The sequence below is a fragment of the Alysiella filiformis genome (assembly GCF_014054525.1).
GTDB lineage: Bacteria > Pseudomonadota > Gammaproteobacteria > Burkholderiales > Neisseriaceae > Simonsiella > Simonsiella filiformis.
On record NZ_CP059564.1, the window covers coordinates 2,049,986 to 2,066,458 of the forward strand.

At 47.3% G+C, this 16,473-nt stretch carries 13 protein-coding genes; 7 read left to right on the plus strand and 6 right to left on the minus strand.

Features of this window, described 5'->3' with window-relative positions:
- The first annotated feature begins 7 nt into the window (after positions 1-7).
- A complete protein-coding gene (gene gdhA / locus H3L97_RS10085; RefSeq protein WP_097113403.1) occupies positions 8-1,345 on the plus strand; it encodes an NADP-specific glutamate dehydrogenase in 1,338 nt (445 codons plus the stop codon).
- A 593-nt stretch (positions 1,346-1,938) separates the two neighbouring features.
- Here gdhA and H3L97_RS10090 read toward each other — a convergent pair.
- From H3L97_RS10090 to H3L97_RS10100, 3 genes are all read right to left on the minus strand, one after another.
- Positions 1,939-3,345, minus strand: a complete 1,407-nt coding sequence (locus tag H3L97_RS10090) for an SLC13 family permease (RefSeq protein WP_097113402.1) — start codon at positions 3,343-3,345, stop codon at positions 1,939-1,941.
- A 170-nt stretch (positions 3,346-3,515) separates the two neighbouring features.
- Entirely contained in the window at positions 3,516-4,166 is a 651-nt protein-coding gene (locus H3L97_RS10095) for a YiaD family glycine zipper/OmpA-like lipoprotein (RefSeq protein WP_097113401.1), read from the minus strand.
- A 135-nt stretch (positions 4,167-4,301) separates the two neighbouring features.
- Positions 4,302-5,513: a multidrug effflux MFS transporter gene (locus H3L97_RS10100; RefSeq protein ID WP_097113400.1), complete on the minus strand. Its 1,212-nt coding sequence runs from the start codon at positions 5,511-5,513 to the stop codon at positions 4,302-4,304.
- Positions 5,514-5,730: 217 nt separating this feature from the next.
- Between H3L97_RS10100 and H3L97_RS10105 the strand changes: the two genes are divergently transcribed.
- The 6 genes from H3L97_RS10105 to H3L97_RS10130 all read left to right on the plus strand — a co-directional run bounded on the left by H3L97_RS10105 (position 5,731) and on the right by H3L97_RS10130 (position 12,866).
- Entirely contained in the window at positions 5,731-6,138 is a 408-nt protein-coding gene (locus H3L97_RS10105) for an HIT family protein (protein ID WP_097113399.1), read from the plus strand.
- Positions 6,139-6,150: 12 nt separating this feature from the next.
- Positions 6,151-7,353: an LD-carboxypeptidase gene (locus H3L97_RS10110; RefSeq protein WP_097113398.1), complete on the plus strand. Its 1,203-nt coding sequence runs from the start codon at positions 6,151-6,153 to the stop codon at positions 7,351-7,353.
- Between the two features lie 150 nt (positions 7,354-7,503).
- Complete coding sequence (locus H3L97_RS10115) at positions 7,504-8,298, plus strand: glycosyltransferase family 25 protein (RefSeq protein WP_097113397.1); 795 nt, start codon at positions 7,504-7,506, stop codon at positions 8,296-8,298.
- 51 nt (positions 8,299-8,349) lie between these two features.
- Positions 8,350-9,492 (plus strand): GTPase ObgE, encoded by a 1,143-nt coding sequence (obgE, locus tag H3L97_RS10120; protein WP_097113396.1) that lies wholly within the window; start codon positions 8,350-8,352, stop codon positions 9,490-9,492.
- A 177-nt stretch (positions 9,493-9,669) separates the two neighbouring features.
- Positions 9,670-11,256: a hypothetical protein gene (locus tag H3L97_RS10125; protein ID WP_097113395.1), complete on the plus strand. Its 1,587-nt coding sequence runs from the start codon at positions 9,670-9,672 to the stop codon at positions 11,254-11,256.
- 116 nt (positions 11,257-11,372) lie between these two features.
- On the plus strand, positions 11,373-12,866 hold the full coding sequence (locus tag H3L97_RS10130; RefSeq protein ID WP_097113394.1) for an AmpG family muropeptide MFS transporter: 1,494 nt from the start codon (positions 11,373-11,375) through the stop codon (positions 12,864-12,866).
- A gap of 24 nt (positions 12,867-12,890) precedes the next feature.
- Here H3L97_RS10130 and H3L97_RS10135 read toward each other — a convergent pair whose 3' ends face one another.
- The 3 genes from H3L97_RS10135 to tig form a co-directional block, all read right to left on the minus strand.
- Complete coding sequence (locus tag H3L97_RS10135) at positions 12,891-14,204, minus strand: GTPase/DUF3482 domain-containing protein (protein WP_097113393.1); 1,314 nt, start codon at positions 14,202-14,204, stop codon at positions 12,891-12,893.
- Between the two features lie 144 nt (positions 14,205-14,348).
- Positions 14,349-14,966: an ATP-dependent Clp endopeptidase proteolytic subunit ClpP gene (gene clpP / locus H3L97_RS10140; RefSeq protein ID WP_097113392.1), complete on the minus strand. Its 618-nt coding sequence runs from the start codon at positions 14,964-14,966 to the stop codon at positions 14,349-14,351.
- Positions 14,967-15,085: 119 nt separating this feature from the next.
- Positions 15,086-16,393, minus strand: coding sequence for a trigger factor (gene tig, locus H3L97_RS10145; protein WP_097113391.1), 1,308 nt, complete (start codon positions 16,391-16,393; stop codon positions 15,086-15,088).
- Positions 16,394-16,473: the final 80 nt, after the last annotated feature.

Here is a 16,473-nt window from a genome sequence, read left to right on the forward strand (position 1 = left end):
CAAAACCATGAGCGATTTGAACGCTTTATTCCAACAAATGAAACAACGCGACCCCAACCAGCCTGAATTTTTGCAAGCGGTGGAAGAAGTATTTGGCAGCCTGCAACCTTTCTTGGCAAAAAACCCCAAATACACCCAAATGGGCTTGTTGGAGCGCATTGTTGAACCCGAGCGCGTGATTATGTTCCGCGTGTCTTGGGTGGACGACAAAGGTCAAGTGCAAGTAAACCGTGGCTACCGCGTGCAAATGAACAGCGCGATTGGTCCTTATAAAGGCGGTTTGCGTTTCCACCCCACTGTAAACTTGGGCGTGTTGAAATTTTTGGCGTTTGAACAAGTGTTTAAAAATGCTTTGACCACCCTGCCCATGGGCGGCGGCAAAGGCGGTTCAGACTTTGACCCCAAAGGCAAATCCGATGGCGAAGTGATGCGTTTCTGCCAAGCGTTTATGAGCGAACTGTATCGCCACATCGGTGCCGACACAGACGTTCCTGCTGGCGACATTGGTGTGGGCGGTCGTGAAATCGGTTTCTTGTATGGTCAATACAAAAAATTGAGCAATGAAGTTACTTCCGTTTTGACAGGCAAAGGCTTGGTGTATGGTGGCAGCCTGATTCGCCCCGAAGCCACGGGTTATGGCGCGGTTTATTTTGCCGACAATATGCTGAAAACACGCGGCGACAGCATGGCTGGCAAACGTGTGGTGATTTCAGGCAGCGGCAACGTGGCACAATACACCGCCGAAAAAGCCATTCAACTGGGCGCGAAAGTGCTGACCGTTTCCGACTCCAACGGCTTTGTGTTGTTCCCCGATAGCGGCATGACCGAAGCGCAACTGGCGGCATTGATTGAATTGAAAGAAGTGCGCCGCGAGCGCGTGTCGGTGTACGCCAAAGAGCAAGGTTTGCAATACTTTGAAGGCAAAAAACCTTGGGGCGTGGCGTGCGATGTGGCATTCCCCAGCGCAACGCAAAACGAGTTGGACGAAAATGACGCGAAAGAATTGTTGAAAAACGGCTGTTTCTGTGTATCAGAAGGCGCGAACATGCCTTCCACTTTGGGCGCGGTAGATGAATTTGTGAAAGCGAAAATCTTGTACGCCCCAGGTAAAGCGGCAAATGCAGGTGGCGTGGCAACTTCTGGCTTGGAAATGAGCCAAAACGCGATTCGTTTGTCTTGGACACGCGAAGAAGTGGATGCGCGTTTGTTTGGCATCATGCAAAACATTCACGAAAACTGCGTTGCCAATGGCAAAGAAGGCGATTTTGTGAACTATGTGAATGGCGCAAACATCGCTGGTTTCAAAAAAGTGGCAGACGCGATGTTGGCACAAGGCGTGGTGTAATCGCTTAAATTGAAAAAAGCTGCCTGAAACGTTTTGCGAATGCGTTTCAGGCAGCTTTTCCTGTTGGGATTTGCACTCCTAATCTCTGCGCGGGCGACTTACTTTTTAAAAAAGTAAGCCAAACAAACCAAAAAACAATGACTAATTTTATTTTATTCAATGGGTTAGTATTTTCAGGCTGAAACTTTTGCCAAACTCGGTTTGTAGGGACAGATTTCATATCTGCCCTGTTTAGAATTGCAGAAATTTTTATTTTTGGGACACCATGTAGGGTGCAACTTGTTGCACCAAGTCCATATTTTATCAGGAAAATAGTGCAACAAGTTGCACCCTACATTCGTCCTATTTTTACATAAATTGAAAAGAGGCGGATATGAAATCCGCCTCTACATCAGTTTAAAAGTAGGTTTTGCAAAAGTTTCAGGCTGCCTGAAACGTTTTTTAAAGCGAAACCGTTGAACATTTGTTTATTTGGCTTACTTTTTTAAAAAGTAAGTCGCCGAAGGCAAAACCCATTTTTCTGGAACAGTAAAAAGCTGCCTGAAAACCTTTGCGAATGGGTTTTCAGGCAGCTTTTTCGCGTCAATTCATTTTCACATCAAAAACCAATAAGCCCACGCGCTCACGGCAATAATGCACAAAATGTTCAACACAAAGCCCACATACATCATGTCTTTTTGCTTGACCAAACCCGTGCCAAACACAATGGCGTTGGGTGGTGTTGCCACAGGCAGCATAAAAGCACACGATGCACCAATACCAATGACCATCACCAAAACCTCTTGGGGCATATTCAGTTGTGCCGCAATGGTGGCAAACACAGGCACAAGCAAAGCCGCCGATGCGGTGTTGCTGGTGAATTCGGTCAAGAAAATGATGAACGTTGCCACCACCACAATCACCAACAAGGGGTGTGCCGAACCAAATGTGGCAGCCACTTCATTGCCCAAAGCGGCAGACGCGCCCGATTTTTGCATTAAATTGCTCAACGCAATGCCGCCACCAAACAACATCAATACACCCCAATCGGTGCTTTCTGCCACATCTTTCCAACGCACGGTGCCAAACACCACCACGGCTACGGCTGCCGCAATCGCAATAAAGCTGTCAATGGAAGTGATGCCTGTGGCTTTTTGGATTTTGTCGCCCATTATCCACGCAATCGCGGTGGTAACGAAAATCACCACGGTAATCACGCGGTGCAAATTCCAAGGAATGTTTTCTTCTTGGGTGCGATTAACGCGTTCTTTGAAATTGGGTTTGAGCACCACAAACAAAGAAATCAACATCAAAGGCAACAACACCAACATCATGGGCAAACCGTATTTCATCCAGCCTGAAAAGTCCAAATTCAAGGCTTTTGCCGCAATGCCATTGGGGGGCGAACCCACAATCGTACCCAAACCACCAATGCTGGCACAATAAGCAATCCCCAATAAAACAAACACATAAGTTTTGCGGTCTTTTTCTTTATCCAAGTGCGACATCAAGCCCATTGCCAAAGGCAACATCATGGCGGTGGTGGCGGTGTTGCTTATCCACATGGATAAGGCGGTGGTTACGCCAAACAGCAACATAACCGCCACAAACATATTGCCCCCCGAAAGCGAGATGACCCACATGGCGATTTTTCTGTCCAATTTTTGAATGTTCAATGCGGCTGCCAAGGCAAAACCGCCAAAAAACACATAAATAATGGGGTCGGCAAAGCTGGATAATGCTGCTTTGGTTCCCATGTCGGGAATTTTGAACATCACCGCCAACAATGGCACCATCAGGGCGGTAACGGTAATGTGTACGGCTTCGGTAAACCACAAAATTGCCACAAACAGCAAAATCGCCAAACCGCGATTTGCCATGTCTTCATAAGGCAAAATGCTGTACACGCCATAGCTGACCAATGCGGAAATGAGCGTTAAAATCAAACCGCGAAAATCGGTAATCGGCTTTTGCGTGTTTGCCAGTACGTCATGCGTATCTGGCTCATGCTGATGATTCATGCTTGTTACTCCGTAAAGAATTTCATGTTGGTAAAGTTGTGTTAATGGTTTGTGAACGAAGTATAAGGATACATGAAAAAAATCGCAATTGATTTTCGCAAACGCAAAAACAGGCAGCCTGAAAACGTGTGTGTTTTTCAGGCTGCCTGAATCCCATTAAGCAATAAAAATTAAGCGGCTTTTGGATTGATTAAAATTTCCACGCGGCGGTTTTGAGCGCGACCTTCTGGCGTGTTGTTGGTGGCGATTGGCTGTGTTGAACCACGACCCACAACCGACATGCGGTTCATTGCCACGCCTTTGCCATTCAAATAGTTGGCAACGGAATTGGCACGATTTTGCGACAATGGGTTGTTAATCGCGTCAGAGCCTGTGTTGTCGGTGTGTCCCACGATGGTTAAGGTGGTGTCGTTGTACATTGCCAATGTTTGCGCTGCGCCATTCAAGGCATTTTGCGCTTGGGCAGACAAATCGTAACGACCTGTGGCAAAGGTTACATTTTCGGGCATGGTCAATTTGATTTGGTCGCCTTCACGTTTCACTTCCACACCTGTGTTTGCCAACTGTTCGCGCAATTTGGCTTCTTGCACGTCCATGTATGCGCCCACGCCTGCTGCCACTACGCCACACGCGGCGGCAGAATTACGCGCACCTTGTTTGCCATGGCTGATGGCACCAATGATGCCACACGTTACCGCACCCAAAGTGCCGTAAGTGGCGGTTTTGCTCAACTGGCGTTCGCCTTGCGCATTGGTAACACAACCGCTCAAACCCAAAGCCGCTGCGGTTGCCAAAATGGTGGCTGATTTCAATAATTTCATGGGAACATTCCTTATTTGATAAACAAAATGTGAGAAAAATGTTTTCAGGCTGCCTGAAAACGGAAAACGCAACTATATCTTAAACCGATTTGTTTGCGCTGCACCCATAACGCTAAATTACTTTTATTAACAAATTTAACGCGATTTCTGCCACGCTTGACGCGAAAAATACCACAATAAAATCGCGCCACACACCGTACAAGCCACCATCACACTGCCCATCACTTTCACGCTGCCGTTGTGCAAGTAAGTGACCAAAAAGCCCACCGTTGCGCCAATCAGCGATTGTGCTGCCGATAAAATGGCGTTTGCGCTGCCGCCTTCGGCTTTAAAATGCTGCATAAACAATGCCTGCGTGTTTGCCGCCACCAAACCTTGCGTGCCAACCGACAACATCAACAACACCATCAACCACGCAAAGGGGGGCAAATCGCTCGCCCACACGCTGCACAACAACGCAAAATTGGCAACAAATTGAATGGCAATGCCCCACAATAAAATGTCTTGTGAATTGCTGTCGCGTTTCAAATGCCATGCGGTAATGCGGTTAAATATTGCCATGGTTACAATATTGCACGCAAACGCCCACGCATATTGATGGTGATTCAAACCATATAAATCCATGTAAACAAAAGACGATTCAGTCAAAAAAGTGAGCATGGACGAAAAGGACGCTGCCTGAAAAAACAAAAAACCCAAAGCGGGTTTGGTGGACAAAATGTGTTTGTATCGCCCAAAAATCACGCGCAACACATCGCGGCGAATCGGCTCGGCGGTTTTGTGTTTGGGCAAAAATCGGTGCAACAACACCAGCACCAACACCGCATAAGCACACAAAAACACAAATACGGCACGCCAACCGCCCACCGTTTGCAACACCGAACCCACCATGGGCGCAAGCAAAGGGGCTGCCATCATAATCACGCCAATGAGCGCAAACATTTGTGCGGCTTGTTTGCCTTCGTAATTGTCGCGGATAATCGCGCCCACGGTTACGCCTGCCATGCCGCAACCCACCGCTTGCACCAAACGTAAGGCAAGCAACTGTTCGCCCGTTTGCACCCAAATCAGCGCAAACGATGCGATGATGTACACCGCCAAACCTGTTAGGGCAATGTTTTTTCTGCCTTTAATATCGGAAAGTGAGCCACCCAAAAGCTGCCCCACCGCCATGCCCAAAATAAAGCTGCTCAAACTGCGTTCAATGTAATGAATGTCGCTGTGCAAATCGCGGGCAATGTGTGGCAAGGAGGGCAAATAAGCGTCCATGGAAAACGGCATAATCGCCACCAAAATGGCAAGCAACATGGCCATTTGTTTATCGGATAATTTTTTCATTGTATTCATCGTTAAGGGTATTCCAAAATTTTTTCAGGCAGGCAAAACAAGGGGCTGTTTCAGCATAGAAAATGGCGGATTATGAAAAATCCGCCTTGTTTAAAATACCGTTTGTGCTGCCTGAAACGCATTTAAAACAAAATTATACTGCTAAACAAACAATTAGAAAACCGTTTAGGCGGCTTTTGCGGTAAAATGCGCGTTTTAATCCCACAAATGTCTCATCATGACTTGCCCACTTTGCCAAAGCCACAACGAAACGATTTTATGGCAAAACCACCATCTGCGCGTGATTGCCGTGCACGATGAACCCAAAGCCCCTGCCTTTTGCCGCGTGATTTGGCGCGAACACATCGCCGAAATGACCGATTTGCCCCCACAACAGCGCGATGAACTGATGAATATGGTTTACCGTGTGGAACAAGCCATGCGCCAAGTGTTTCAGCCAGCCAAAATCAATTTGGCAAGTTTGGGCAATGTGGTGCCGCATTTGCATTGGCACATTATTGCGCGATTTGACAACGATGCCTGTTTCCCTGCCCCCATTTGGGCAAACGCGGTGCGCGAAAACGCGTTCAGGCTGCCTGAAAACTGGCAAGCGCAAATTGCCACATTGTTGCATCAAACAGAATAAGGATTTGAAAACATGAATCATTTACTCACACGCCGCCGCGTGTTACAAAGCACACTCATTGCAGCAGGCAGCAGCATTTTGGCAGCCTGTGGCGGTGGCAATGCCCCCAGCAAAACTTCCCCCAACAAACCGCAAATGCAAACCATGCCCACCCCAGTTCCCACACCCCAAACCGCCCCCACTCGCGCAAGCCACGGCGCACAAAACACCATGCGCCTGTTTGCCTCATCGGGATTTGCCGAAGACCCCAGCCGCATTGAAACGGGTTTGAGCCGACTGTTTCAGGCAGGCTTTGTGATTAACAACCACACGGCAGCCTATCGCCGTTTTCAACGCTTTGCAGGCAGCGATGCCGAACGCATTGCCGATTTGCAAGATGTGGCAACAGGTCGCGTTGCCACCCCCAAAGTGTTGATGGGCGTACGCGGTGGTTATGGTGCAGCACGCTTGTTGCCACACATTGATTGGATAAACTTGGGCGCAAGAATGCGCGAACAGCAAACTTTATTGTTTGGATTCAGCGATGTAACCGCCATACAACTGGCATTGTTGGCACAAGGCAATATGCCCAGCTTTGCAGGCCCCATGTTGTACAGCGAATTTGCCAAACCCGTACCCGACACTTATACAATGGACAGTTTTATCCAAACCACCACACAAAAACAAAGCACCGTGTTTGTGGGTGGCTACCAAATGAACCGCGTTCGCAATGCAGATGGCATTTTGTGGGGCGGCAATTTGAGCGTCATCGCATCGCTGGTTGGCACGCCCTATATGCCCAAAATCAACGGTGGCATTTTGTTTTTGGAAGATGTGTCCGAACAACCCTATCGCATAGAAAGAATGTTGCAAACCTTGCATTTGGCAGGCATTTTAAAACAGCAGCAAGCGATTATTTTGGGCGATTTCCGCATGGGCAACATACGCGACACCTACGACAGCAGCTACGATTTAAACAGCGTGGCAATGACGATTTCGCGCACCGCCAATGTGCCCGTGTACACCAGCTTTCCGTTTGGGCATATCGCGCAAAAAACCACGTTCCCCTTGGGCGCACAAGCGCAACTTCGCGCCAGCAACAATGGCGGCTATGCGGTAACATTCAGTGGCTACCCCACGCTCAATCCTGCCGCGCTGAATTTGGCGGCATTGAAACCCGCCCCAGCCTTTGATTTTACCAACCCCAACGGCAGCATTTCCGATAGCGAATTTTGATTTTCAGGCAGCCTTTTATTGTCCTACAAGAAATGGGTTTTGCCTTCGGCGACTTACTTTTTAAAAAAGTAAGCCAAATAAACCAATGTTCAAGGGTTTCGCTTTAAAAAACATTTCAGGCTGCCTGAAAAATCGCCATAATTGAAAAACATGAATAATTTTGTGATAAACGTCCCCACCGCCACCATGCGGCAAGCGCACATACACCAACAATTTCAATCACAAAAAATTGATTTTGCCTTTTTTGACGCGGTGCAAGTGGCGGATTTGGCAGAATGCATGGCGCAACACCTGCCCCAGCTAGCCCAAGTGCCACATTTACGCGATGTGGAAAAAGCCTGTTTCATGAGCCACTTTTTGCTGTGGAAATATTGCGTGAAACACAATTTGCCCCACATCACGATTTTTGAAGACGACATTGTGTTGGGCGAAAATGCCCACAAATGGCTGATGAACCAAGATTATTTGGCAAACTTGGGCAACAATAAAGCATGGCTGTTGCGTTTGGAAACCTTTCTCATGCCCACCCACACCGAGCGCACCGATTTTGCCGATTACGACCATCGCGCGTTTTTGCGTTTAAAAAGCACACACCACGGTACGGCAGCATATGTGGTGTCGCACCAAGCTGCTGTGGATTTGGTGGATTGGGTGTCCAAGCTGCCTGAAAAAGCGTTTGACGCGCTGGACGAATTGATTTTCAGCCAGCATTTGCACCGTGCCAATTTGCCCGTTTACCAAATTTCGCCCGCTTTGTGCATACAAGAATTTCAGCTCAACCAAGCAAACAGCACCTTGCGTACCACATTGGGCAACGAGCGTTTTGGCAATGCGCCAGCCAATGAAATCAAACGCCAACGCAGCTTGGGCGAAAAAATCCAACGCGAATGGTTGCGCCTGAAAAAGAAAATGTGGGGCAAACCCAGTATCATTCCATTTAAATGAATTTTCAGGCAGCCTGAAAAATCAATTATTGATAAAAGAAAGTTTTAAAACATGAAATTCATAGACGAAGCCAAAATTGAAGTCATTGGCGGCAAAGGCGGCAACGGTGCAGCCAGTTTCCGCCGCGAAAAATTCGTACCGCGCGGCGGGCCCGATGGTGGCGATGGCGGACGCGGTGGCAGCGTGTTTGCCGTTGCCGATGAAAACATCAACACGCTGGTGGAATACCGCTTTGTGAAACGCTATCAAGCCAAAAATGGCGAAAAAGGACACGGCTCCGACCGCTACGGCGCAGGCGCAGACGACATCGAATTGCGTATGCCCGTTGGCACTTTAATCCGCGATGTGGACACCGATGAAATCTTGGCAGACTTAACCCACCATGGGCAGCGTGTGTGCGTGGCGCGTGGTGGCAAAGGCGGTTTGGGCAACATACATTTCAAATCATCGGTCAATCGCGCCCCCAAACAATACACCAATGGCGAAGATGGCGAAGCGCGTACCTTGCAGCTTGAACTGAAAGTGTTGGCAGACGTGGGTTTGCTGGGTATGCCCAATGCGGGTAAATCCACGCTGATTCGTGCTGTTTCAGCCGCGCGCCCCAAAGTGGCGGATTATCCATTTACCACTTTGCACCCCAATTTGGGCGTGGTGCGCATGGACGAAAACAACAGTTTCGTTATGGCAGACATTCCTGGTTTGATTGAAGGCGCGGCAGAAGGCGCAGGTTTGGGACATCGCTTTTTGAAACATTTGTCGCGCACGGGTTTATTGTTGCACGTTGTGGATTTGGCACCGTTTGATGAAACGGTGGACACGGCTGGCGAAGCGTTGGCGATTATCCACGAATTGCGTAAATACGATGAAGATTTGTACGACAAACCACGCTGGCTGGTGTTGAACAAATTGGATATGTTGAACGATGAAACCGCCGCCGAGCGTGAACGCGCCTTTTTGGAGGCAATCGGTTGGGATTACCCTGCCCCTGATGACCGTTTCCAATTTGATATGGAAACGCCACGCCTGTTCAAAATCAGCGCATTGACCCACGCTGGCACGCAAGATTTGGTGCAGCAAATCAATCAATATTTGAATGAGAAAAAACGCTTGCAAGCGGAAATTCAGGCAGCCGAAAAAGCGGAAACGCTGCCTGAAAATCCCCAAACCAACACGGCGGTTTTTCAAGCGGAATAAGGTTTTGCTTTAAAAAATATTTCAGGCAGCCTGAAAAGCCAATGGGGTGGGTATTTATCCACCCCATTGGCTTTTCAGGCTGCCTGAGCTGCACTTCAAATATCATTTGATAATCATTATTGTTATTGGTAAAATGCCGTTTATCATTTTTTAACACATCATAACGGAGTTTATCTTATGAACAATCGCACTTTATTCAACACCACTTTAACCCTCATTTGCAGCGTGGTGCTGGTGGCGTGTGGCAGCAGCTCATCAGGTATGCCCACCATTGAAAATACCGCGTCAAAAAACAAAAGCGAGCTGGAAATCGCCCAACAACTGGCAAATCAAGCCAAAGACAAACAAACCCAAGCCGAAAATCGCTTGAAAGAAGCCGAACAAAAATTGCAAACCGCCCAAAATGATTTGCAAAAAGCACGACAATCGCAAACCGCCACCGCCGATGAATTGAAACAGGCACAAAATGACTTGGACAAAGCACGAAAAGATTTATTGACAGCCCAAAACGATTTAAAAAATGCCCAAAGCAATGCCCAAAAAGAATTACAGGCAGCCCAAGACAAACTGAATGCCGCTCAAAAAGCGCAAGATGATGCCGTAGCCCAAGCCAAATTGGCAAAAGACCAAGAAATCCAACAAAAACAATCCGAATTGGAAAAAGCACAACAAGCCTTGCAAAATGCAAAAGATGAGTTGGATAAAATCCAGAAAAATCAAAGTGCCAATACCGATGCACAAGATTTACAAAAAGCCAAAAATGACTTGAAAGCGGCACAAACCAAACTGGACGAAGCCCAAAATCAATTAAATGAGGCAAAAAACAAGCAAACTGAAACGTCCACCGAATTAGCCCAAACCAAACAGGCTTTGGACAAAGCCAAGCAGGAATTGGAAGCAGCCAAAACCAAACATCAGCAAGAATTGGCAAACGCCAAACAACAAGCTGTGGACGAATACAAAAAGGAATTGGATAAAGAAGCCACCCGACAAAAAGACATCAAAACCGAGTTGGACAAACTTTTTGTTATCGATAACAGTAATGAATTGCCCACTAAACAAGATGATGATGATTATCGGAACCCCATCAATACCAATATTTTAAGCATTGACCATGCAAAAGGAAAAGTAACATCAACCATTAACCCAAGTGCTGTGCCTGAATTGTATGCCATCAAAATCAATGATACTTCTATCCCTTTGTTGAAAAAGGAATTTGAAGAAGATGAACGCCAAAATTTGGCTTTCAAAAAATTTGATGAGCAAGACATTCCCAAAAATGCCAAAGGTTGGGTAGGCAGCATGGGTGTGGCAGATGCCGACAAAGGCACCCCTGTATTCAATAAAATGCGTTTCGGTGTTTACGTTGATGAAAACAATGTCAGCCACCTATTTGTGCATGGCAGAACCCCTTTCGCATACAGCATTTCCAGAAAAGACGAAACTTATGCTTATCAGGGTCATGCCATTATCGGCAAAAATGGTGAATACACACCTTTGGAAAATGCCATTTCGGGTGAGGTTGATTTTAAAAACAAACAGGTTAATCTGAATTTACAAGCAGATAAAGAAACCAGCTACAAATTAAATGGCAAAATCAATGGCAACGCTTTTGCCAGCGAAGAAGGGGCTGATGTTTATACCAAAGGTGGTTTTTATGGCTCGATTAACAATATCGGCGGTATGTTGCAAATCAATAAAGGCAAATACGCTGGCTACGATGGCGTTTATGGCGCAGGTCAAGTCAAAGAAATAACCAAATAAAAGCGAAAACCGCACCTGAATTTCTTTCAAATCATTTGTTTTTCAGGCAGCCTGAACCCCATTTCAGGCTGCCTTTTTGCTATAATCGCCACTTTATTTTTGGGAATTTTCGTGTTATGCAAGCCAAACCAGCCAACCCCATTGCGGCTTATTCCGACCGCCGTGCCATTACCTTACTGTTTTTGGGATTTGCCGCAGGTTTGCCCTATTTGCTGATTTTTTCCACGCTCTCGTTGTGGCTCAACGAAGCGGGCATTGCCCGAAAAACCGTTACCCTATTCAGTTGGGCGGCTTTGGGTTATTCGTTCAAATTCGTGTGGTCGCCTTTGATTGACAGCTTGGCTTTGCCACATTTAACGCGCATTTTGGGTAAACGCCGCGCGTGGCTGATTTTGGCACAGGGTTTGATTGTGTTTGCGATATTTTTAATGGGCAGCGTCAATCCCCAAATTTCAGGCAGCCTGAACACCATGGCGGCAGCGGCGGTGTTATTGGGTTTTGCCTCTGCCACGCAAGATGTGGTCATAGACGCATACCGCATTGAAATCGCCCCCAACGATTCCGCCATGCAAACCATCATGTCATCCACCTACACCGTGGGCTACCGTTTGGGCTTGATTTTGGCAGGAGGCGGCAGCTTGTGGCTGGCAGCACAACTTGGCTCAACACAAAGCCACTATCTTTACGAAGCATGGCGCAACACCTATTGGATAATGAGCGCATTCATGCTCATTGGCGTGGCAACCACCCTGATGATGCGCGAACCCAACGCTTACCAAGAAAAAAATCCCCAAAATCAATCCCCCAAAAACCAACTGATTTTATTGATGATGTTTGTGATTTTGGTGGCAACATTCATCGCAGGCTACCGCGTGAGCGCAACATGGCTGCCTGAAAACGCATGGGGCGAAACAGGCAAATTGCTCATCGGATTGGGTGGCGCAATCGCCTTGGCATGGCTGCTCATCAACAGCAAAATCGTGCCACACCATTTGGTTTACCACACATGGGTTGAGCCGATTGCCGATTTTTTCAAACGTTACGGCAAACAAGCGATTTTGTTGTTGGCACTCATCGGCTTGTATCGCATTTCAGACATTGTGGCAGGCGTGATTGCCAATGTGTTTTACGCCGATTTGGGTTACAGCAAAGAGCAAATCGCCTTGGCAGTGAAAACCTTTGGCATTGTGATGGGCATTTTGGGCGGATTGATAGGCGGCATTTTGGCGCAAAAATTCCCCGTGATGAAAATGATGATGTTGGGCGCGATTGCCGCATCAGCCACCAACTTGCTGTTTATGTTTATGGCGATGGGCAACAACAGCGTGGCATTTTTGTATTTTGCCGTGGGCTTGGACAACATCGCAAGTGGCTTGGCAACGGCGGTGTTTATTGTGTTTTTGTCTAGCCTAACCAATATTCAATTTACGGCGGTGCAATACGCCCTGCTCTCTTCGTTGATGACCCTGTCGCCTAAAATTTTGGGTGGCTATTCGGGCGCAATGGTGGACAAAATGGGCTACCCCAACTTTTTCACGTTTACCGCCTTAATGGGCGTGCCGATTTTGGTGTTGATTTATTGGGTGGATAAGCGGATTTTTCGCAAATGAGGTTTCAGGCAGCCTGAAAAATTTTTAACGCAAATATTGTTCCACCAAAATTTGGGCTTTTTCATGGCGCAAATGCTGTGCCACATCGCTTGATGTACCGTTCAACACCGACCATTTTTGACGCACACGCGCTTTTTGCAAAGGTTCAGGCAGCTTATCGCTTTGCCACGGCGCACGGCTGCCTGAAAGCCGCATTTCATCTTGCGCCGCATGCCCACGCGATTGCAACACCGCCAGCAAATCCAAAGCCCGAGCCGCCAGCACCGTAATGGTTGCCGCGTCAATGAACACCGTTTTCACACCAGACATTTTGTCGCTCAACGTCCGCCAGTTGGACACCGTGCCACCAATCACGCCCCCCAACAGCATCCCCATGCCCAAAGACAAACCTGCCGTGAGCGCGTCCAAACCCAAACCAATCAGCGCACCTGTTGCCGCACCGCGCGTGGTGCGTATGCCATATTCTTTCAGCAGATTTGCGTCAAAAGGGTCTTGGCGGAAGGCTTGCAACGCCCAATCTTCGCCATGCAGCTCGTTTTGATAAAAGCGATACAAAGCCAAAATTTGCTGCTGCGTGGTGCGTTCTAATTGACGCACGGCAGTTTGCATTTGCGTCTGAATGTTTTCTAATTGATTTTTATCGGCAAATTGCTGCCTGAATGCCGCCACGTCCAACAAAAAATGGGCGATGATTTCGCGTGCTTGTCGGTCTAAATCGCGCCATTCTTGTTGCCGCATTCGCATTAAATCGTCCAAATCGGCACGTTGGGGCAACATGGTTGCCAGATTGTCCCACAAACGCATTTCGCCTTCAAAATCAAAAGCCACCGTATCAAAGCTGCTGCTCACATGCAATAAACGCCGCGCCAACATCGCTTGCCACGCGCTCAAATCGCCATTTTGCGTAAAATTAAACACAGGCATAATCGGCTTGGCACACCATGACAACACGGTCAATTCATCTTTGTATTTGGGCAACACGGGTTCACGCGCGTCTATCACATACAATGCCATGTCGCTGGCAAGCAGTTGGCGCAACACTTTGGCTTCTTGCGAAAATTCGTTTTGCGCGGCAGGGCTATTCAAAAATTGCCCAATGCGTTCAATGCCGTCCAATTTGTTGGCGGTGTGTTCTTCCAGCCAATCCAATACGCCACCTGCGTCTTCCAAACCAGGCGTATCGTACAATTTGAGCCAATCGCCAATTTGCGCCATTTCAACGTGGCGCGTGGTGGCGGCGGCATTTTTCACTTCGCCAAACTGGGTGTCGCGCAATAAAGTACGCATGAGCGAAGTTTTACCCGTGTTGGTGTGTCCGACTACGGCTAAATTGAGCATGATGATTTTTTCCAAAAAATAAGCGTGATTTTAGCATACTGGTATTTTCAGGCTGCCTGAAACATTTTTTTCAAAATGAAAAAAGGGCGGATAGGTCAATCCGCCCCACAACCGCTTGAAAATGGGTTTGATGTTTACAACACGTCAAACCGCATCGGCACGAGAGGTAATCACTTTATCAATCAAACCGTATTCTGCCGCCGCTTGTGCCGACATGAAATTATCACGGTCGGTATCGCGTTCAATTTGTTCAATTTTTTGACCTGTGTGTTCCGCCAATAATTGATTCAATTTTTCTTTCAACTTAATCAACTCACGCGCGTGAATTTCAATGTCCGAAGCCTGACCGCCCAAACCGCCACTAATCAAAGGCTGATGAATCATAATGCGGCTATTGGGCAAGGCAAAACGCTTGCCTTTGGTGCCAGCCGACAACAAAAACGCCCCCATGCTCGCCGCTTGACCCAAACACAAGGTTTGCACATCGGGCTTGATGAATTTCATCGTATCGTAAATGCTCATGCCAGCCGTTACGCTGCCACCTGGGGAATTGATGTAAAAATAAATGTCTTTGTCGGGATTTTCGCTTTCCAAAAACAGCATTTGCGCCACCACCAAATTGGCGGTGTGGTCGTTCACAGGCCCCACCAAGAAAATGATGCGCTCTTTGAGCAGACGTGAGTAAATGTCAAAAGCACGTTCGCCACGACCGCTTTGCTCAATTACGGTGGGGATAAGGGTATTATTTTGAATGTCCAGCATGGTTTAAATCCTGAAATAAAATCATCATTATACGCAAAAAATGCGTTTCAGGCAGCCTGAAAATACAAAACAGCAAACACATTGATTGTGCTTGCTGTTTGCGTTTACAGGGGCAAACGTTACATGCCTGCACCCATTACTTCATCAAAATTCAAGGTTTTTTCGGTTACTTTGGCTTTACCCAACACAAATGCCACCACATTCGCTTCCAAAGCCAAATTGCTTGGGCCTTGCAAACGTTCGCGGTCGGCATAATACCAAGCCACCACTTCTTGTGGGTCTTCGTAGCTTTCGGCAAATTCGTTCACGATGTTTTTGATTTGCTCTTCGGTGGGTTGCAATTTGTTGGCTTCCACCAAAGCGGGCAAAATCAAGCCCAATTTCACACGCTCTTCCGCGCGGTCAATAAACATTTCAACTGGCAGGTTCAAATCTTTTGCGTCCAAGCCTTGTTGTGCGAAATTTTGTTTCATTTCTTCTGCCAAACGTGCAGCCTCTTCGTTTACCAAAGAACGTGGCAAATCAAAGCTGTGTGCATCGCGCAAAGCTGCCATAACCGCTTCCACATTTTGGGCATCGGTGCGGCGTTTTACTTCGCGGCTCACGTTTTTCTTCACTTCTTCGCGCATTTTGCTCACATCGCCATCGGCAATGCCCAATGCTTTGGCAAAGGCTTCATCAACTTGTGGCAATTCGGCTTCGGCAACATTGTGTACGGTAATGGTGAACACGGCGGTTTTGCCAGCCACTTCTTTGCCGTGGTAATCTTCGGGGAAATTGACGGAAACGTCTTTGCTTTCGCCTTCTTTCATGCCCAAAATGCCCGCTTCAAATTCAGGCAGCATTTGACCTTGACCCAAAACGAAAGGATAGTTTTCAGATGAACCGCCATCAAACAATTCACCGTCAATTTTGCCCACAAAATCAATAATCACGCGGTCATTGTTTTGTGCGCCGCGTTCTACGCGGTTGTAGCGTGTGCGTTGTTTGCGCAAAATTTCAATGGTTTGGTCAATTTCGGCATCATTAACATTGGCAACCGATTTTTCAATGTTCAAGCCGCTCAAATCTGCCAAATTGATTTCAGGCAGCACTTCAAAAATAAAGGCGGCTTGGAACGTTTCGGTGTTGTTTTCTTGACCTTCAACGGCATCAACGCGCAACAAATCGGCAATGCGAACTTGTTGTGCAATCATTTCTTTGTTGAACTCGGCTTGCGCCAAATCGTTCAACACTTCATTTTGAATGCTTGCGCCATACATTTGTGCCACCATTTTGATGGGGGCGTGTCCAGGGCGGAAACCGTCAATTTTGGCTTTTTTGGCGGTTTGTTTCAGGCGTTTGTCAAATTCGGCATTGATGTCGTCCCATTTAACGGTTACGACCAATTTGCGTTCCAAGTTTTCCAATTTTTCAATCGTTGCCATGTGTTTCTTTCTTTCGGATAAAGGGTTAATCGGAATGATGAAATGGGCGATTTTAACACGATTTGGCTTATTTTGGCATG

Coding starts and splice junctions, on each gene's coding strand:
- H3L97_RS10115 (WP_097113397.1), top strand. CDS start 7,504: ATGAATAATTTTGTGATAAACGTCCCCACCGCCACCATGCGGCAAGCG.
- gdhA (WP_097113403.1), top strand. CDS start 8: ATGAGCGATTTGAACGCTTTATTCCAACAAATGAAACAACGCGACCCC.
- clpP (WP_097113392.1), bottom strand. CDS start 14,966: ATGCTGGACATTCAAAATAATACCCTTATCCCCACCGTAATTGAGCAA.
- H3L97_RS10110 (WP_097113398.1), top strand. CDS start 6,151: ATGAATCATTTACTCACACGCCGCCGCGTGTTACAAAGCACACTCATT.
- H3L97_RS10105 (WP_097113399.1), top strand. CDS start 5,731: ATGACTTGCCCACTTTGCCAAAGCCACAACGAAACGATTTTATGGCAA.
- H3L97_RS10135 (WP_097113393.1), bottom strand. CDS start 14,204: ATGCTCAATTTAGCCGTAGTCGGACACACCAACACGGGTAAAACTTCG.
- obgE (WP_097113396.1), top strand. CDS start 8,350: ATGAAATTCATAGACGAAGCCAAAATTGAAGTCATTGGCGGCAAAGGC.
- H3L97_RS10095 (WP_097113401.1), bottom strand. CDS start 4,166: ATGAAATTATTGAAATCAGCCACCATTTTGGCAACCGCAGCGGCTTTG.
- H3L97_RS10125 (WP_097113395.1), top strand. CDS start 9,670: ATGAACAATCGCACTTTATTCAACACCACTTTAACCCTCATTTGCAGC.
- H3L97_RS10130 (WP_097113394.1), top strand. CDS start 11,373: ATGCAAGCCAAACCAGCCAACCCCATTGCGGCTTATTCCGACCGCCGT.
- H3L97_RS10090 (WP_097113402.1), bottom strand. CDS start 3,345: ATGAATCATCAGCATGAGCCAGATACGCATGACGTACTGGCAAACACG.
- H3L97_RS10100 (WP_097113400.1), bottom strand. CDS start 5,513: ATGAATACAATGAAAAAATTATCCGATAAACAAATGGCCATGTTGCTT.
- tig (WP_097113391.1), bottom strand. CDS start 16,393: ATGGCAACGATTGAAAAATTGGAAAACTTGGAACGCAAATTGGTCGTA.